Genomic DNA, 18,256 nt, shown 5'->3' with positions numbered 1-18,256 from the left:
CGGGGCCTAGTCGAACCAGCGGTCGCGGGCCAGTTCCGCCGTCCGGGACGGGTCCTCCAGGAGGGCCGCGACCTCGAAGCGGCGGGGCCACTGGCCCGCGGACCAGGCGAGGCCCGCCGCCACGCCCTCCAGGGTGGCCGCGTGGAGGGTGCCGTCCGGGGTGCGGCGCCAGTCCAGTTCCGTGCCGCCCGCGACCAGTTCCTCGTGCTCGACGTACGTCGGCGGGGTGGCCGGGCCCAGGAGGACCCGTACGGCCTCCGGCACCTCGTGCTCCTCGCCCGGGGTGGTCACCTCCGCCGGGACGGTGTCCGAGAGGCGGCGCACCTGGAGGAGGTCGGCCAGGTCGGCCGCGCGGGACGGGGCGACCGGCAGGAGCGGCAGGCCCCCGGCGAGGGGGAGCAGGTCCGGGGCGTCGGCGATGACGGCGTCGGCCGCGTCCACCACGACCACCTCCCCGTCGACCACGGCCCGCAGCTCGTCGGGGAGGGTGACCTGCTCGGGGTCCAGATCGGCCAGGGCCCCGTAGAGGCCGTGCAGCTGGCGGCCGGTCACCTCGCGGTCCGGGTCGGCCAGGCGGGACAGGAGCTCGGCCGCGCCGCCGGGCTCGTCCAGGAGCGCGGCGACCGTGGTGCGCACGCCCAGGGCGCGCAGGACCTGCTCGTCCTCGAAGCCGGTGGCGTCGGCCGGGGTGTAGAGCCCCTCCAGGAGCGGGTCGCCGCCGGCGGCGCGCAGTCCGGCGGGGCGGCGGCCGTCGAGCACGGGGTGGTCGCGCAGCCACCAGGCGGTGTACGGGCGCACGGACTGCGTGGTGCCGTCCGGGAGCAGGATCCGCACGGGCTGGGTCAGGGCGTCGCGCAGCGGGGGCTGCGCGAGCATCGCCAGGGCCCGGGGCCACCGGTCGTCGTCGACGAGGTCCAGGTCGCGGACGGCGACCAGCTCGGTGGCCACCGGGGGCACCGGGGTGTCGGGCAGCTGGTCGAGGAGGTCCTCGCACCACACGTCGACCGCGTCGAGCAGCCCCGCGTCGTCCGGCTCGGCGAAGTCCCCGTCGCGGGGCTCCAGTTCGTCCGGGTCCAGGACCACGTCGGTGGCGCGGACCAGCTGGAAGGCGGTCAGCACCCCGACGGCGGCCAGCACGTCGGCGTCCCAGCGCTCGGCGAGGTCGGCGTCCAGGTACGGGATCTCGTCCTCGCGCAGTACGGAGGCCAGCGGGCTTCCGGCGAGGAGGAGTTCCCCGGCCGGGGTCGGTTCGCCGTCCTCGTCGGGCAGGGCCAGCGCGCCCAGCCAGGGCTCGTCGCCGGGGGCCAGGGCGGAGTCGCGGACCAGGGTGAGGACCACCTCGGCCAGCTCGTCGGCGTCCAGGGCGTCGGCGTCCTCGTCCCAGATCTCGCCCGCGTCCAGGGAGCCCGCGACGGCGGCCCTGATCTGCGGGGTCGTCAGGACGGCGCGGGCGGTGGCGGGGAGGGCGCCGAGCTTCTCCAGCAGCGGGTGCGCGGCGTCCGGGTGGGCCACCTTCAGACCCAGGCGGGCCAGGGACGCGGGGGTGTCGGCGTAGGGCAGCAGGACGTGGCGGGGGCCGATCGTGGTGCGGCCGTCGGCGAGGGGGACGGGCAGCCCGGACAGCCGGTCGGGGTCCACCCCGGCGAGGGTGTCGTACAGGCGGTGCCACCAGTCGGGGGTGCGTTCGATGCCGGCGATCCGCTCGATGGCGTCGCCGAGCGGCAGCCGGCCCACGCCCAGGGTGCGCAGCTCGGGGCGCCGCTCCAGGCCTGCGGGGAGCAGGGTCGGGAGCACTTCGGCGAGGACCCGTACGGTGTCGGCGCCCGCGCCCTCGACGACCTCGGCCTCGAAGGGCCGCAGCCGGGTGAGTTCCTCGGAGGGGGCGGCCGGGGCGAGGAAGGCGGTGCGGGGCAGGCGCGTCAGGACGGCGGCGCGCAGGGCGCCGTCGAGTTCGCCCTTGCCGAGCGGGCCGGGCACCAGGTCGATCAGGGCGGTGCCCACCGGGTCCCAGGCGCCCAGGAGTTCGGCGTACGCGTCCGCGGCGCGCTCGACGAGGAAGTCGGTCAGCGGCCCCGGCGCGGGGTGGCGGCGGGAGGTGTCCAGCGGCAGGGAGGCGATGAGCAGGGCGGGGATGACGAGCGGTTCGTCGGTGGGGGTCGGCGCGTGGACGACGGGGGCGGTGCGGGGGCGTTCGGGCGCGCCGTCGGGGTCCACGGGCACGGCCCAGGTGACGGTCCAGACGGGCCGCAGCCGTTCCTCGACGGGCCGGTCGGCGAGCAGTTCCCGCTCGATGGGGCCGCTGTGGCGGACGGTGCGCCAGCGGTGGGTGCCGGAGGCGGAGTCCTCGATGACGGTGTACGGGCCCTCGGTGCGCCGGTAGAGGGTGCGGGCGCCGTCGGCGGGGGTCTCGACGACGATCTCGCGCAGTCCGGGCAGGGTCAGGAGCAGGGCGTCGTCGACGCCGGACAGCAGCCGCCGCGCGAGTTCCTCGGCGGCGCTGTCGCGCAGGGGGAGGACGACGACGGTGTCGTAGCCCTCGGGAGCGGTGCCCTCGGCGGGCAGCGGCAGGCGCAGCAGCGGGACGTGGCCGTCGCGGCGGCGCAGTTCGTCGCCGAGGCCGGGGCTGAACGCGGCGGCCTCGCGGGCCATTTCGCGGGCTTCGGCCAGGGACCAGCGCACACCGCCGTGGCGGCCGAGGACGGCCGGTTCGTCGGAGACGGCGAGGACGGCGGCGAAGCCGACGCCGAAGCGGCCGACGGAGTCCCGGGCCTCCTCCCGCTTGGCGGAGGCGCGCAGGGTGCTGAGCGATTCCACGCCCGTCGCGTCCAGCGGGGCGCCGGTGTTGGCGGCGGCGAGCACGGCGGGGCCGTCCGGGCCGGCGGGGTGCAGGGTCAGCCGCAGCCGGCCGGGGACCCGGGCGCGGGCCGCGGCGTCGGCGGCGTTCTGGGCCAGTTCGACGACGAGCCGGTCGCGGTAGCCGCCGAGCGCCAGGTCCTCCTCGGCGTTGGCGTCCTCGCGGAAGCGGGCCGGGCCCGAGCCCCAGGCGTCGAGCACCGAACGCCGCAGCCGGGCCGTGCTGAAAGGGTCCATGCCGCTCTGGGCCGCCGTCACTCGCACGTTCACGCCGCTGCCTCCAAGATGTGCTGGGCCTGGAAACCTCCTGCCCCGGACGCCTGAAGGTATCGCGTGCGGGGGCACCCCCTACGCCGTGCCCGTCAGGTGGGCGAACACGACGACGTTGGAGTCCCAGTGGCGGTCGGCGGTGAGTTCGCCGCCGCAGGTGATCAGGCGGAGCTCGGGCGTGCCGTGGGTGTCCCCGTAGACCTTGTCGGTGGGGAAGGCCGCCTTCTTGAAGGTGTCCACGGAGTCGACGGCGAAGACGGCGGTGGTCCCGTCGGTGCGGTGGACCTCGATCCGTTCGTTCTTCTTCAGCCGCTTGAGGTTGAAGAAGACCGCTTCGGGTGCCTTCGGGGTGTCCATGTGGCCGACGATGGCCGCCGCGCCGGGTTCGCCGGGGGTGGGGCCCTCCTTGTACCAGGCGGCGTCGTCGGGTTTGGCGAAGTCCGGTTCCCGCATGACGCCCCGGTCGTCGAGGCCGACGGCGTCGAGGGGGGCGTCGACCTTGATGTCGGGGACGGTGATGCGGTCCGGGACGGACGGGGCGAGGGCGGCGGCGGTGGGGGCGGGGGCCGCCGCGTCGGCGGGCCCGTGCGCGGCGGCGGTGCCGGAGGAGCAGCCGGAGAGGAGGACCACGGCGAGGGCCGGGACCCCGGCCAGGGCGGCCGCACGGCGCACACGGCGCGTGCGGCCGGCCCGGAGGGCGGGGGCGGGCTCAGCCACGGCCGGTCTCGGCGGTGGCGGCGGCAGCGAGGGTGGCGGCGGGGGCCTGGCCGGTGTTCACGGAGCCCTTGGGCTTCTGGTGCTCGGCCGGGCGCAGCGGCTTGAGGTTCGGGTCGACGTGCGGCTTCACGGGGGTGGCCGCGGCTTCGGTGGAGAACTTCACCGTGTCGAACTTCGTGCCGCCCGCGAAGGCGTCGACGCCGTAGTAGCCGGTCGTGACGTCGGCTCCGACGGTCGCGGTGCCGGTGAAGGTGCCCTTGCCGTCGCCCTTGAGGCCGACGTGGCCGCCGGCGAAGGCGCGCGAGGAGACGTACGCGTCCTTCGCGGAGGTCCGGACCGTGACGACGACCTGGTCGCCGGGGCGGCCGAAGTCCTTGGAGAGGTGGACGGTGGACGGCGCCGGGGTGGGCTTCGGGGCGTCCGCGCCGACCTTGAGCTGTGCGGCGGCCCGGATCTTCGCGCCGTCGGGGCCGGTGCCGGTGAGGGAGACGCCGTAGGAGCCGTCCTTGACGCGGGCGACCGTGGCGGAGGCCGTCCAGCCGCCCTTGCCCTCGGTGATCCGTACGCCGTCCAGGGCGGCGGAGGAGATCGCGAACCGGGACCCGGCGGGGGCCGAGACGCTGAAGGCGATCGCGTCGCCGGGCTTGACGGCGGAGGGGAGGTCCATGCCGACGACGGCCGCCGGGGTGGTCGCGGTGGCGCTCGCCGAGGGGGCGGGAGCCGTCGGGGCGGTGGCCGCGAAGGCGGATGCGGTGCTGCCGAGGGCCAGCGCGGAAGCGAGGGCGAGGGCGGGGACGGTGAGTGCCTTGAGCATGAGGGGTCCTCCTGAACGGGCCGGCTGAACGGGCCGGGGTCTTTCCCGGCACACCAGACATGAGGGACATCCAGGTCGTTCGGTTGCGGCCGCGCTCCGGGCCCGGCGGACCCCCTGCCGAAGGTCCCGCGACACGAACCCGCAGGCCGCGGGGTGGGTGCGGAGGGTCTGTTTGCGCTCCCTTTGCCCCGATTTTCGGGACCAAAGTCCCCCGGCGTGCAGCGTCCGCCCCCGGGCGGGCCCCGCGAACGCCGGAGCCCCCGGCGACACGTGGTCGCCGGGGGCTCCGGATGCCGGTCAGGCCCGGGCGCGCCGGATCAGAGCTGCTCGATCACGTAGTCGATGCACGTGGTCAGCGCCTGCACGTCCGCCGGGTCGATCGCCGGGAACATCGCGATGCGCAGCTGGTTGCGGCCCAGCTTGCGGTACGGCTCGGTGTCCACGATCCCGTTGGCGCGCAGCACCTTGGCGACCGCCGCCGCGTCGATGTCGTCCGAGAAGTCGATCGTGCCGATGACGGCCGAACGCTTGGCGGCGTCCTGCACGAAGGGGGTGGCGTACTTCGACGCCTCCGCCCAGCCGTACAGGTTGCGCGCGCTGGCCGCGGTACGGCCGGTCGTGAACTCCAGGCCGCCCTGGGAGTTCATCCACCGCAGCTGCTGGTCCAGCAGGAACAGCGTGGACAGCGCCGGGGTGTTGTACGTCTGGTTCTTCAGCGAGTTGTCGATCGCCGTCGGCAGCGAGAAGAACTCGGGGATGTGCCGCCCGGACGCGTGGACGCGCGCCGCGCGCTCCAGGGCCGCCGGGGAGAACGCCGCCAGCCACAGGCCGCCGTCGGAGGCGAAGGACTTCTGCGGGGCGAAGTAGTAGACGTCGGTCTCGGTGATGTCCACCGGGAGGCCGCCGGCGCCCGAGGTCGCGTCCACCAGGACGAGGGACCCGGCGTCGGCACCCGCGACGCGCGCGATCGGTGCCGCGACACCCGTCGAGGTCTCGTTGTGCGTGTACGCGTACACGTCCACGCCCGCCTCGGCGACCGGCTCGGGGTGCGTGCCCGGCTCGGAGGAGATCACCGACGGCTCGTCCAGCCACGGCGCGAGCTTCGCGGCCTTGGCGAACTTGGAGGAGAACTCGCCGAAGGTGAGGTGCTGCGACTTCCGCTCGATGAGACCGGCGGTCGCGATGTCCCAGAAGGCGGTGGAGCCGCCGTTGCCCAGGATCACCTCGTAGCCCTCGGGGAGGGAGAAGAGGTCCCGGAGTCCCTGGCGCACCGAACCGACCAGGTTCTTGACCGGGGCCTGGCGGTGCGATGTTCCGAGCAGGGAGGTACCGGTGGCGGCGAGGGCGTCCAGCGCCTCGGTCCGCACCTTGGAGGGGCCCGCGCCGAAGCGTCCGTCGGCGGGCTTGATGTCAGCGGGAATCTGGATCTCAGCCACGAGCGGAGCGTATCGGGTCCGGGACCGGCTGTCGGAGGCGCGTCCACCCGATGAGACGCACCGCACGGTGGCAGGCTGGACACCGTGACGTCACCCGGGGAACTCGAACGGACATTGCGGGCGAACCTGCGCGGGGAGGTGGACTTCGGGGCCGCCGCGCGGGCGTTGACGACCATGGACGCCTCCAACTACCGGCGCGTCCCCGTCGGGGTCGTCGCCCCGCGCGACGCCGACGACGTGGCCGCCGCCCTCGCGCTGTGCGCGGAGGCGGGCGTCCCCGTCGTACCGCGCGGCGGCGGCACCTCCACCGCCGGACAGGCCACCGGCACCGGCGTCGTCCTCGACCTCAACCGGCACATGGACGCGCTGCTCGCCGTCGACCCCGCCGCCCGGACCGCCGTCGTCCAGCCCGGACTGGTCCTCGACCGGCTCCGCGACGCCGTCCGCCCCCACGGGCTGACCTTCGGCCCCGACCCCTCCACCCACTCCCGCTGCACCCTCGGCGGGATGATCGGCAACAACGCCTGCGGCGCCCACTCGGTCGCCTGGGGCACCACCGCCGACAACGTCGCCGAACTCGCCGTCACCGCCTACGGGGGCACCGCGCACCGCCTCGCCCGCGGCTGGGCGGGCGCCCCCGCGGGCCTGCGGGAGCTCGTCGAGGGGAACCTCGCCGTGCTGCGCACCGGCATGTCCGGCGGCTTCTCCCGCCGGATCTCCGGCTACGGCGGGCTGGACGCGCTTCTGCCCGAGCGGGGCGCCGACCTCGCCCGCGCCTTCTGCGGCTCCGAGGGCACCCTCGCCGTGGTCACCGAGGCGGTGGTCCGGCTCGTGGAGCTCCCGGCCGCGCCCGTGCTCGTCGTCCTCGGCTACGCCGACGAGGGCGCGGCGGCGGACGCGGCCGCCGGGCTGCTGCCCCACGGGCCGCTCACCGTCGAGGGCATGGCCGAGGACCTGGTCCGCAGCCCCGCCGGGCTCCCCCGGGGCGGCGCCTGGCTGTTCGTGGAGATGCCCGACGAAGGGGCGGCCCGCGCCCTGCTGCGCGGCGCCGACGCCCTCGACGCGGCGCTCGTCACCGACCCGGCCGGGCAGCGGGCCCTGTGGCGGCTGCGCGAGGACGCGGCCGGGACGGCGACGCGGATGCCCGGGGGTCCCTCCCGGACGGAGTCCGGGGGAGGCACCATGGCCTGGCCGGGCTGGGAGGACTGCGCGGTGCCGCCCGCCCGGCTGGGCGGGTACCTGAGGGAGTTCCGGGCGCTGCTGGCGGCGCACGGGCTGCGCGGCACCCCGTACGGGCACTTCGGGGAGGGCTGCGTCCACGTCCGGATCGACTTCGACCTGGTCACCCGGGAGGGCGTGGCCCGCTTCCGGACCTTCTCCGAGGAGCTCGCCGACCTGGTCGCGGCCCACGGCGGGTCCCTCTCCGGGGAGCACGGCGACGGCCAGGCGCGGGCGGAGCTGCTGGGGCGCATGTACGGCCCCGAGGTCATCGCGCTCTTCGCGGCGTACAAGGACGTCTGGGACCCGGCCGGCGGGATGAACCCCGGGATCCTGGTCCGCCCGGCCCGCCTCGACGAGAACCTCCGCTTCGCGGTGCTGCCCCGGACCCCCTTCGCCGGGGAGGTGGCCACCTGCGTCGGCGTCGCGAAGTGCCGCTCCACGGAGGTCGGCGGGGCGGGCGTGATGTGCCCCTCGTACCGGGCCACGGGCGAGGAGCGGCACTCCACGCGCGGCCGGGCCCGGCTGCTGCACGAGATGCTGGCCGGGGAGACGATCACCGACGGGTGGCGCTCCCCGGAGGTCGCCGAGGCCCTGGACCTGTGCCTGGGCTGCAAGGGCTGCCGCAGCGACTGCCCGGTCGGTGTGGACGTGGCCGCGTACAAGGCGGAGTTCCTGTACCGCCACTGGGCGGGCCGGCTGCGGCCCGTCTCCCACTACGTGCTGGGCGGCCTGCCCGGCTGGCTCCGCCTGATCACCGCCCTGCGCGCGACCCGGGCCGTGAACGCGGCCGCCCGCCGGATCCCGCTGCCGGGGCTGGCCCGGGAGCGGGCCCTGCCGCCGCTGGCGCCGGTGCCGTTCACCCGGTGGTGGCGCGGGCGGGGCCCGGGCGTGCGGGGCGGGTCGACGGTGACGCCTGCCGTGACGGTGACCCTGTGGCCCGACACCTTCTCGGAGTACCTGGCCCCCGAGGCGGGCCGCGCGGCGGTACGGGTCCTGGAGGCCGCGGGCCTCGGCGTCGCCGTCCCCGCCGGCCGGGTGTGCTGCGGGCTGACGTACGTCTCCACCGGCCGCCTGGACCGGGCCCGTACGGTCCTGCGCCGCACCCTGGACGCCGTGGGGGAGGTGCCGGGACCCGTGCTGGTCCTCGAACCCAGCTGCGCGGCCGCCCTGCGCACCGACCTCCCCGCGCTGTTCCCCGACGACCCCCGCGCCCACCGCCTCGCGGCGGCCGTGCGCACCTTCGCGGAGACCCTGGAGGAGTACGCCCCGCACTGGACCCCGCCCCGGCTGGACCGGCCCGTGGCCGGCCAGACCCACTGCCACCAGCACGCCGTCCTCGGCGACGCCGCCGACCGGCGGCTGCGCGAGCGCGCCGGGCTGAGCGGGGAGCTCAGCGGGGGCTGCTGCGGCCTCGCGGGCAACTTCGGCTTCGAACCCGGCCACCATGCCGTCTCGGTGGCCTGCGCGGAGGAACAGCTGCTGCCGTCCCTGCGGGCGGCCGCCCCCGGTACGGCCGTCCTCGCCGACGGCTTCTCCTGCCGCACCCAGATCGCGCAGCTGTCCGAAGGCCACCGGGCCCGGCACCTCGCGGAACTCCTGGCGGAGGCGCTGTGAGCAGGAGCCGTGAACGGGGAGCCGTGAGCGGGCGCGCCGTCGAGCAGGTCGTTAAGAGTGTGTGGCTGTAAGGCAAAACACGGAGGGATGGCCCTTACATACCCCTTAGGCTGGATTCATGCCCGCACCCTCCTCGTCCCCGACGACCACCCCCGGCACCAGCGTCACCCCCGGCACCACCGCGGCCCCCGCCACGAAGGCCCCGGCCCCCTCGCGCGGCCGGTTCGGGCCGGTCGCCCTGGTGGTCTCGGCCGGTGTCTCGGTGCAGTTCGGGGCGGCCCTCGCGGTCACGCTGATGCCCCGGGCGGGCGCCGCGGGCGTGGTCACCCTGCGCCTCGCCGCGGCCGCGCTGGTGCTGCTGGTGGTGTGCCGGCCGAAGCTGCGCGGCTACACCCGCTCGGACTGGGGCACGGTCGTCGCCTTCGGCGTGGCCATGGCGGGCATGAACGGCCTCTTCTACCAGGCCATCGACCGCATCCCGCTCGGCCCGGCCGTGACCCTGGAGGTCCTCGGCCCGCTGGCCCTCTCGGTGATCGTCTCCCGCCGCCCGGTGAACCTGCTGTGGGCGGGCCTCGCCCTCGCCGGCGTCGTCCTGCTGTCCGGGCACGGCGGGGGCGGCTTCGGCTTCGGCTCCCTCGACCCGGCGGGCGCGGCCTTCGCGGTCGGGGCGGGCGCCATGTGGGCCGCGTACATCGTCTTCAGCGCCCGCACCGGCCGCCGCTTCCCGCAGGCCGACGGCCTCGCCCTGGCCATGGCGGTGGCCGCCGTCATCTCGCTGCCGCTGGGCGTCGCGCAGTCGGGGTCCGCCCTGCTCGTGCCGAGCACCCTCGCCCTCGGGCTGGGCGTGGCGGTGCTGTCCTCCGTGCTCCCGTACACGCTGGAACTGCTCGCCCTGCGCAGGCTGCCCGCCCCGACCTTCGCGATCCTGATGAGCCTGGAGCCGGCCATCGCGGCGAGCGCCGGGTTCCTGGTGCTGGGGCAGGCGATGTCGGTGCTCGACGGCCTCGCGATCGCCCTGGTGATCGCCGCCAGCATGGGCGCCGTCCGCTCCCAGATCGGCAGGAAGGCCCAGGCGGCGCCGTGAGCGGCGTGGACGCCTACCTGGCCGCCGTCCCCGACGCGCGCCGCGGCGCGCTGACCCGGCTGCGCGAGCTGTGCCGGGCGGAGCTGACCGGCTTCGAGGAGGTCATGGCGTACGGGATGCCCGCGTACGTCCGCCCCGGCGCGCCCGCCGGGGAGATCGCCTGGGCGAACCAGAAGCAGTACGTCTCCTTCTACCTGCTGCGCACGGACGTCCGCGACGCCTTCGCCGACCGGCTGGCCGGCCACGACATGGGCAAGGGCTGTCTGCGCCTGCGCCACCCGGACCGCATCGACTTCCTCCTCCTGCGCGACCTCCTGCGCGCCACCGCGGCGGCAGGGCCGGGACCGGTCTGCTGAGCGGTCCGCACGGCCGTGTCCGGATGTGACAGAGAGCCGTCATTGCGGCCATCCGGCGCCCCCGTGACCATGGACGCATGTCCCCTTCCCACCGCGTCGTGATCGCGGTCTTCCCGGACGTCGACCTGCTCGACGTCACCGGCCCGGCCGAGGTCTTCGCCCTGGCCAACCGGGAGAGCGGGGGCCGCGCGGGCTACGAGGTCCGCCTCGCGGCCCCCGACGCCGGCCCGGTGCGCACCGCGGCCGGGGTGCGTCTGGTCGCGGACCTGGCCTTCGGTGAGGTCGGGGCCGCCGTGGACACCCTGCTGGTGCCCGGCGCGGTGCGGCCGGGCCCGGACGGGCCGCTGGCCCGGGTCGACGAGGACGTCGTCGAGTGGGTGAGGGCCACCGCGCCGCACGCCCGCAGGATCGCCTCCGTGTGCGTGGGCGCGCACCTGCTCGCGGCGGCCGGGCTGCTGGACGGCCGCCGGGCGACCACGCACTGGTCGACCGCCGCCCAGCTCGCGGCCGAACACCCGCGGGTACGGGTCGACGCCGATCCGATCTTCGTCCGGTCCGGCCGGGTGTGGACCGGGGCGGGCATCAGCGCCTGCATGGACCTCGCGCTCGCGCTGGTCGCCGAGGACCACGGCGAGGAGCTGGCGCTCGCGGTGGCCCGGCAGCTGGTGATGTACCTGCGCCGGCAGGGCGGCCAGAGCCAGTTCAGCGTGCCGTTGAGCCGGCCCGCGGCGGCCCGCAGGGACATCGACGAGCTGCGCCTGTTCATCACCGAACACCTCGACGGGGAACTGTCGGCGGCCGTGCTGGCCGAGCGCATGTGCCTGAGCGAGCGGCACTTCGCCCGGGTCTTCCGGCAGGAGACGGGCACCAGTCCGGCCGCCTACGTGGAGGCCGCCCGGGTCGAGGCGGCCCGCAGGCTGCTGGAGACCACCGACGAGCCGCTGGAACGGGTCGCGGCGGCCACCGGGATGGGCTCGGTGGAAACCCTGCACCGCGCCTTCCGCAAGCAGCTCGACATCACCCCGGCGTCCTACCGGCGCCGTTTCCGCACGGCCTCCTGACCACCTTCGTACCGCTTCCCCTCGCTTCATACCGCCTTCTCACCGATCCGCGGCACGCGGGCCGTGGCTCCGCCGTGCCCTCCCACCGAAAGGAACACCCCCATGACCGCCTCCGTGAGCCTGCGCGACGTCATCGGCCTCGACAACACGCCGCCCCGCCTGGCAGAGAGCACCCTGGTGCTGATCGACTTCCAGAACACCTACCGCTCCGGCGTCATGGCCCTCGACGGCGCCGAGGAGGCCCTGGCCGCCGGGGCCCGGCTGCTCGCCGCCGCCCGCGCGGCCGGCACCCCGGTCGTCCATGTCGCGGACGCCGGCTACGACCTCACGACCGAGCTCGGCTCCATCAGCGCCGAGGTGGCGCCCGCGGAGGGTGAGCCGGTCGTGGTCAAGCAGGTGCCGAACGCCTTCCACGCCACCGACCTGGAGAAGGTCCTGCGCGACCTGGGCGCGGGCCCCGACCTGGTGCTGGCCGGGTTCATGACGCACATGTGCGTCGCCTTCACCGCCCAGGGCGCCTTCAACCTGGGCTACCGGCCCACCGTCGTCGCCGAGGCGACCGCCACCCGGTCCCTGGCCGCGCCGGACGGCACGGTCGTGCCCGCCGCCGCCCTCCGGACGGCGGCCCTGACCACCATCGCCGACGTCTTCGGGGTCGTGGTCCCCACCGTCGCCGATCTCGCGCCCTGACCTTCGCACCCCGACCTGTACGGGGGTCAGGACAGGGGCAGCTCCAGGAACGAGGGGGTGGGCTCGGGGGAGGTGAAGGAGAGGGTGGCGCGGGGGAGGTTGGCGTCGCCGTAGAAGGGGTCGCGGGCGGCCAGCACCAGCATCACGCGGTGGCCGGGCGGGACGTCGTAGGCCGTGGCCTGGAGGGCGATGTCCGCGCCGATCAGGCTGTCCGGGGCCGAGTGGAGGTCGCTGAACGGGGCGTGCGTGACCAGGTGCGCCGAGCCGTCGGGCGCCAGGTCCATGAGGTACGCCACGAACGTGGACCCGGGGTTCGCGGCGCGGTAGGTCACCCGCAGCCGGGGGGTGCCGCGCAGCCGGACGGTCTCCGCCGCCGCCGGGGCGGTCCAGACGGCGGCCACCGTACGGTCGATGGCCTCGGCCCGGTGGACCGCCGGGCGGCCGGCCAGCTCCGCGGAACCGGAGCGCACGACCTCCTCGGCGACCCGCACCGCCGTCTCCACCCCGCACACCACCCCGGCCGACCAGCCCGGTTCGGGCGCGTCGGCCAGCTCCCCGCCGCCGGTCAGGTGCAGGCGGCGGACGCGATGAGTGAGGGAGGGCCAGGTGGGGTGGCGTTCCAGGGCGCGGGTCCACATCACCTCCCCGAGCACCTGCCCCTCGTCGGCGATGCCGTTGTCGACGTCCCGCAGGTGGTGGTCGAACCAGCGGTGGGCGTCGGTCCAGATCCGGTTCGGCAGGCCGAGCAGGCCGGTCGTCTCGCGGCCCGCGTGGTCGCCGACGGAGGCGTCGAGCCGCTTGGGGCCGGTGAGTTCGCCGAACAGCTTCAGCGTCTGGTTGACCGGGAAGAGGGTCTCGTGCCAGGCGAGGGAGAGGAAGACCGGCACCCGGCGGCGGTTGAGCTCCTTGAGGTGGGTGGTGGGCGAGCGCTGCTCCGCCCACCGCAGGTTCTCCTCCCGCTCCCGGCCGGCCAGGACGTTCTCCAGCACCCGCTCGGTCCGCCGGCCCAGCCGGGCGCGGGCCGCCGCCGCGTAGAGGGCCTGGACGGCGGAGGCGCGGGCGGTGGAGTTCTCGTAGAGGACCTCGCCGAGGTCGCCCCAGGCGCCGAGCGCGGCGACCGCGTCCACCCGGCTGTCGTGCGCGGCGGCGAGCTGGGCGATGCCCGAGCCGTAGGAGTGGCCCAGGAAGCCGATCCGGGTGACGGGCCCGGCGGTGCGCTCCAGCAGGTGGTCCAGGGCGTGTCCGGCGTCGGCGACGTCGAGCGGCCCGGCGGCGTCCACCTGGCCCCCCGAGGCGGCGAACCCGCGGGCGCTGTAGGCGAGGACGTCGTAGCCGCGCGCGGCGAAGAGGCTCGCCTGGACGGCGTACGTGACCCAGCCCTGGTCCGTCCACGAGGCGGGCACCACCACCACCGGTCGCGGCCCGGAGCCGGTGTGCCGCCAGAGCGCGGCGTCGAGCAGGTCCCCGCCCGCGCCGGCCACCTTGCCCCGGCTGAAGACGGTGACGGCCCGGACGGCCTCCACCTCGGCGGCGCGGGCGGGCGCCAGTCCGGCGGGATCACCGCTCTCCAGGGCGGCCGCGAAGGCGCCGAGGGCCGTCACGTCGAGTTCGGGATGGAGCGGCAAGGACGCTGGGTTCACGGCGTTCATCCTCTTCGTCGATGGGCGTGGACGTGTTCGGATGCGGCTGTGGGGGAGGGCGCGGCGGAGCGTTCAGTATCGGTGGGCCGCACGGCGCTGTCCGGCGGCTTCCCGGCGGACGGCCGAAAGCCTCCCCGGCCCGGTGCGGGGGCGTCCGGGGGAGCGGGCGGGTGGCGCGGTCAATGCGTCAACTCGCGCTCACCCGAACGAGGTTAGATGGGGTGGCGGGAACCGGATGGGCGCTGCAAAAATCATGCAAGCATGCTTGATTGTTTAAGTGGAGGCTGCCAGGCTTCCCCTCACGCCGAGAGGGGAGCACACCGTGCCCGATCCGTCCGCCGTCGCCGTCTTCACCGATCTACGGGAGGAGAGCGGGGAACTCGACGCCCTCGTGGGGGAGTTGCCCGCCGCCGACTGGGCCGCTCCCACCCCCGCGAGCGGCTGGACCATCGCCCACCAGATCGCCCACCTGCACTGGACCGACCAGGCCGCGCTGCTCGCCCTCACCGACCCCGACGGATTCGCCCTCAGGGTCGAAGAGGCCCTGAAGGCCCCCGACTCCTTCGTCGACGAGGGCGCCGAGGAAGGGGCCCGGCTGGACCCCGCCGACCTGCTCGCCCGCTGGCGGGAGGGCCGCCGCGCGCTCGACGCGGCCCTCGCCGCCGCCTCGCCCGACGCCCGCTTCCCCTGGTACGGGCCCCCGATGAAGGCCGCCTCCATGGCCAGCGCCCGCCTGATGGAGACCTGGGCGCACGGCCAGGACGTCGCCGACGCCCTCGGTGTCCGCCGCACCCCCGGCCCCCGGCTGCGGCACGTCGCGCGGATCGGCGTACGGGCCCGCGCCTACGCCTACGCCGTGCGCGGACTGCCCGTGCCCGAAGCGGAGGTACGGGTGGAACTCACCGCCCCGGACGGCCACGAGGTGTGGGAGTACGGACCCGCCGACGCCCCGCAGCGGGTCACCGGCCCCGCCCTGGACTTCTGCCTGCTGGTCACCCAGCGCGCCCACCGCGCCGACCTCGCCCTCACCGCCACCGGACCCGACGCCGACCGCTGGCTCGACATCGCCCAGGCCTTCGCCGGCCCCGCGGGCTCCGGCCGCGCCCCGCGGGACGCCCGGTGAACCGCCGCCCGCTGCGCATCGGCAACGCCTCCGGCTTCTACGGGGACCGCCTCGGCGCCCTGCGCGAGATGCTGACCGGCGGCCCGCTGGACGTCCTGACCGGGGACTACCTGGCAGAGCTCACCATGTTGATCCTCGGCCGCGACCGCCTCAAGGACCCCGGCCTCGGCTACGCCAAGACCTTCCTGCGGCAACTGGAGGACTGCCTGGGCCTCGCGCACGAGAAGGGCGTACGGATCGTCACGAACGCCGGCGGACTCCACCCGGCCGCCCTCGCCGACGCCGTACGGGAACTGGCCGCCAAGGCGGGCGTCCCCGTCTCCGTGGCCCACGTCGAGGGCGACGACCTCATGCCCTACGAGGAGGGCGCCCTCACCGCCAACGCCTACCTCGGCGGCGCCGGGATCACCGCCTGCCTGCGGGCGGGCGCGGACGTGGTGGTCACGGGCCGGGTCACCGACGCGGCGCTGGTCAGCGGGCCCGCCGCCTGGTGGTTCGACTGGGCGCCGGACGCGTACGACCGGCTGGCCGGGGCGGTGGTCGCCGGGCACGTCCTGGAGTGCGGCACCCAGGCCACGGGCGGCAACTACTCCTTCTTCACCGCCCACGACGTGCGCCGCCCCGGCTTCCCGCTCGCGGAGGTCGCCGAGGACGGCTCGGCGGTCATCACCAAACACCCGGGCACCGGCGGGGCCGTCACCACCGGAACCGTCACCGCCCAGCTCCTCTACGAGACCCAGGGCCCCCGCTACCTCGGCCCCGACGTCACCGCCCGCCTGGACACCGTCCGCCTGGAGCCCGACGGCCCGGACCGGGTCCGGATCAGCGGAGTCCTCGGCGAGCCCCCGCCGCCGACCCTCAAGGTGGGCGTCACCCGCATCGGCGGCTGGCGCAACGAGGTCGTCTTCGTCCTGACCGGCCTCGACATCGAGGCCAAGGCCGCCCTGGTGAGAGAACAGCTGGCGGGCCCGCTCGCCGGGGTGGAGTCCGCCGACTGGACCCTGGCCCGGACCGACCACGAGGACGCCGCCACCGAGGAGACCGCGAGCGCCCTGCTGCGTCTGGTGGTCCGCGACCCGTCCCCCGACCGGGTCGGGCGCGCCCTGACCTCGTCGGCGGTCGAACTGGCCCTCGGCAGCTACCCCGGCTTCCACGTCACGGCCCCACCGGGCCCGGCCCAGCCGTACGGGGTCTTCACCTCGGCAACGATCGAAGCCACCCGCGTCCCCCACACGGCGACCCTCCCGGACGGCACGCGGGTGGCGGTGGATTCGGCCTCGCCGGCGTTCGAGGCGCGGGGGTCCGGGGCGGAGCCCCGGGACGGGGGGCCGGGGGCGCAGCCCCCGGTTACGGGAAGGGGCGGGGTGGGGGAGAGCCCCGCAGGGCCCACCCCCCGCGCCCGCCCCGGCGGCGCCCCCACCACCCGAGCCCCCCTCGGCACCGTCGCCGGAGCCCGCAGCGGCGACAAGGGCGGCGACGCCAACATCGGTGTCTGGGTCGCCGACGAAGCCGCCTGGCAGTGGCTGCGGGACACCCTCACCACCGACCTCCTGAGGGACCTGCTCCCCGAGACCGCCCCCCTCCCCGTCACCCGCCACGAGCTCCCGAACCTCCGCGCCCTCAACTTCACCGTCCCCGGCCTCCTCGGCGCCGGGGTCGCCTCCGGACACCGCTTCGACCCCCAGGCCAAGGCCCTCGGGGAATGGCTGCGTGCCCGCCACCTCGACATCCCGACGCACCTCCTGCCGCCGCCCGCCCCGGAGGGGACCCGCCCATGACCCGTCTCGGCACCACCGTCGACCCCCGCTCCCCCGAGCACACCGAGGCCCGTACCGAGGCCCTGGAACGGCTCGCCGCGCTCGACGCGGAACACGCCAAGGCCCTGGCCGGCGGCGGCGAGAAGTACACCGCCCGCCACCGCGACCGCGGCAAGCTCCTGGCCCGCGAGCGCGTCGAGCTGCTCCTCGACCCCGACACCCCCTTCCTGGAGCTGTCCCCGCTCGCCGGCTGGGGCAGCGACTACCCGGTCGGCGCCTCGATGGTCACCGGCATCGGCACCGTCGAGGGCGTCGAGTGCCTGATCACCGCCAACGACCCGACCGTGCGCGGCGGCGCCAGCAACCCGTGGACCCTCAAGAAGGCCCTGCGCGCCAACGAGATCGCCCGCCAGAACCGCCTGCCCTGCATCAGCCTCGTGGAGTCCGGCGGCGCCGACCTGCCCTCCCAGAAGGAGATCTTCATCCCGGGCGGGGCGGTCTTCCGCGACCTGACCCGGCTCTCCGCCGAGGGCGTCCCGACCGTCGCCGTCGTCTTCGGCAACTCCACCGCGGGCGGCGCCTACATCCCCGGGATGTCCGACCACACCGTCATGATCAAGGACCGTTCCAAGGTCTTCCTCGGTGGCCCGCCCCTCGTCAAGATGGCCACCGGCGAGGAGAGCGACGACGAGTCCCTCGGCGGCGCCGACATGCACGCCCGCGTCTCCGGCCTCGCCGACCACTACGCCCTCGACGAGTACGACGCCATCCGCCAGGCCCGCCGCATCGTGGCCCGCCTCAACCACCGCAAGCCGTACGCCGATCCGCCGCGGGCCGCCGAACCCCTCCACGACCCGGAGGAGCTGCTCGGCATCGTCCCGCCGGACCTGAAGACCCCCTTCGACCCCCGCGAGGTCATCGCGCGCATCGTCGACGCCTCCGACTTCGACGAGTTCAAGCCCCTGTACGGCACCAGCCTGGTCACCGGCTGGGCCACCCTGCACGGCTACCCGGTCGGCATCCTCGCCAACGCCCAGGGGGTGCTGTTCAGCGCCGAGTCGCAGAAGGCCGCCCAGTTCATCCAGCTCGCCAACCAGCGCGACATCCCGCTGCTCTTCCTCCACAACACCACCGGCTACATGGTCGGCAAGGAGTACGAGCAGGGCGGCATCGTCAAACACGGCTCGATGATGATCAACGCGGTCTCCAACTCCCGCGTCCCGCACCTGTCCGTCCTCATCGGCGCCAGCTACGGCGCCGGCCACTACGGCATGTGCGGGCGCGCCTACGAGCCCCGCTTCCTCTTCGCCTGGCCCAGCGCCAAGTCCGCCGTCATGGGCCCCGCCCAGCTCGCCGGCGTGCTCTCGATCGTGTCCCGGCAGTCCGCCGCCGCCAAGGGGCTCCCGTACGACGAGGAACAGGACGCGGGGATGCGCGCCTTCGTCGAGGCGCAGATCGAATCCGAGTCCCTCCCCCTCTTCCTCTCGGGGCGGCTGTACGACGACGGGGTCATCGACCCGCGCGACACCCGCACCGTCCTCGGCCTGTGCCTCTCGGCCGTCCACAACGCCCCCGTCGAGGGCGCCCGTGGCGGCTTCGGCGTCTTCCGGATGTGAGCCC

At 75.4% G+C, this 18,256-nt stretch carries 13 protein-coding genes; 8 read left to right on the top strand and 5 right to left on the bottom strand.

Annotated features, from left to right (window positions below):
• Positions 1 to 6: 6 nt before the first annotated feature.
• The 4 genes from SLAV_RS17115 to serC form a co-directional block, all read right to left on the bottom strand.
• Positions 7 to 3,090, bottom strand: coding sequence for a sacsin N-terminal ATP-binding-like domain-containing protein (locus SLAV_RS17115; RefSeq protein ID WP_030239302.1), 3,084 nt, complete (start codon positions 3,088 to 3,090; stop codon positions 7 to 9).
• A gap of 111 nt (positions 3,091 to 3,201) precedes the next feature.
• Positions 3,202 to 3,840, bottom strand: a complete 639-nt coding sequence (locus SLAV_RS17110; RefSeq protein ID WP_051841382.1) for a class F sortase — start codon at positions 3,838 to 3,840, stop codon at positions 3,202 to 3,204.
• Positions 3,833 to 4,654, bottom strand: a complete 822-nt coding sequence (locus SLAV_RS17105; RefSeq protein ID WP_030239307.1) for a hypothetical protein — start codon at positions 4,652 to 4,654, stop codon at positions 3,833 to 3,835. The genes SLAV_RS17110 and SLAV_RS17105 overlap by 8 nt, the downstream gene beginning before the upstream one ends.
• Before the next feature lie 317 nt (positions 4,655 to 4,971).
• Positions 4,972 to 6,090 carry a phosphoserine transaminase gene (gene serC / locus SLAV_RS17100; RefSeq protein ID WP_030239310.1) on the bottom strand — a complete coding sequence of 373 codons (1,119 nt, stop codon included), beginning with the start codon at positions 6,088 to 6,090 and terminating at the stop codon, positions 4,972 to 4,974.
• Between the two features lie 174 nt (positions 6,091 to 6,264).
• Here serC and SLAV_RS17095 point away from each other — a divergent pair, with 174 nt between their 5' ends.
• The 5 genes from SLAV_RS17095 to SLAV_RS17075 all read left to right on the top strand — a co-directional run bounded on the left by SLAV_RS17095 (position 6,265) and on the right by SLAV_RS17075 (position 12,116).
• A complete protein-coding gene (locus SLAV_RS17095) occupies positions 6,265 to 8,925 on the top strand; it encodes an FAD-binding and (Fe-S)-binding domain-containing protein (protein WP_234333869.1) in 2,661 nt (886 codons plus the stop codon).
• 118 nt (positions 8,926 to 9,043) lie between these two features.
• Positions 9,044 to 10,009, top strand: coding sequence for an EamA family transporter (locus tag SLAV_RS17090; protein ID WP_030239315.1), 966 nt, complete (start codon positions 9,044 to 9,046; stop codon positions 10,007 to 10,009).
• Positions 10,006 to 10,365 carry an iron chaperone gene (locus SLAV_RS17085; protein WP_030239316.1) on the top strand — a complete coding sequence of 120 codons (360 nt, stop codon included), beginning with the start codon at positions 10,006 to 10,008 and terminating at the stop codon, positions 10,363 to 10,365. The genes SLAV_RS17090 and SLAV_RS17085 overlap by 4 nt, the downstream gene beginning before the upstream one ends.
• A gap of 77 nt (positions 10,366 to 10,442) precedes the next feature.
• Positions 10,443 to 11,426 (top strand): GlxA family transcriptional regulator, encoded by a 984-nt coding sequence (locus tag SLAV_RS17080; protein WP_030239319.1) that lies wholly within the window; start codon positions 10,443 to 10,445, stop codon positions 11,424 to 11,426.
• Between the two features lie 102 nt (positions 11,427 to 11,528).
• Positions 11,529 to 12,116 carry an isochorismatase family protein gene (locus SLAV_RS17075; protein WP_030239321.1) on the top strand — a complete coding sequence of 196 codons (588 nt, stop codon included), beginning with the start codon at positions 11,529 to 11,531 and terminating at the stop codon, positions 12,114 to 12,116.
• Positions 12,117 to 12,142: 26 nt separating this feature from the next.
• On the opposite strand, the gene SLAV_RS17070 is transcribed toward SLAV_RS17075, so the two are convergent.
• Positions 12,143 to 13,765, bottom strand: coding sequence for a CocE/NonD family hydrolase (locus SLAV_RS17070; RefSeq protein ID WP_030239322.1), 1,623 nt, complete (start codon positions 13,763 to 13,765; stop codon positions 12,143 to 12,145).
• Between the two features lie 313 nt (positions 13,766 to 14,078).
• Here SLAV_RS17070 and SLAV_RS17065 point away from each other — a divergent pair, with 313 nt between their 5' ends.
• From SLAV_RS17065 to SLAV_RS17055, 3 genes are all read left to right on the top strand, one after another.
• On the top strand, positions 14,079 to 14,879 hold the full coding sequence (locus SLAV_RS17065) for a TIGR03084 family metal-binding protein (RefSeq protein WP_030239325.1): 801 nt from the start codon (positions 14,079 to 14,081) through the stop codon (positions 14,877 to 14,879).
• A 68-nt stretch (positions 14,880 to 14,947) separates the two neighbouring features.
• A complete protein-coding gene (locus SLAV_RS17060) occupies positions 14,948 to 16,657 on the top strand; it encodes an acyclic terpene utilization AtuA family protein (protein ID WP_244225286.1) in 1,710 nt (569 codons plus the stop codon).
• Positions 16,654 to 18,252: an acyl-CoA carboxylase subunit beta gene (locus tag SLAV_RS17055; protein ID WP_030241362.1), complete on the top strand. Its 1,599-nt coding sequence runs from the start codon at positions 16,654 to 16,656 to the stop codon at positions 18,250 to 18,252. The genes SLAV_RS17060 and SLAV_RS17055 overlap by 4 nt, the downstream gene beginning before the upstream one ends.
• Positions 18,253 to 18,256: the final 4 nt, after the last annotated feature.

Source organism: Streptomyces lavendulae subsp. lavendulae (assembly GCF_002803845.1).
Lineage (GTDB): Bacteria > Actinomycetota > Actinomycetes > Streptomycetales > Streptomycetaceae > Streptomyces > Streptomyces lavendulae.
The sequence above is the reverse complement of the archived record's forward strand: the minus strand, read 5'-3'. Positions and strand labels throughout refer to the sequence as shown.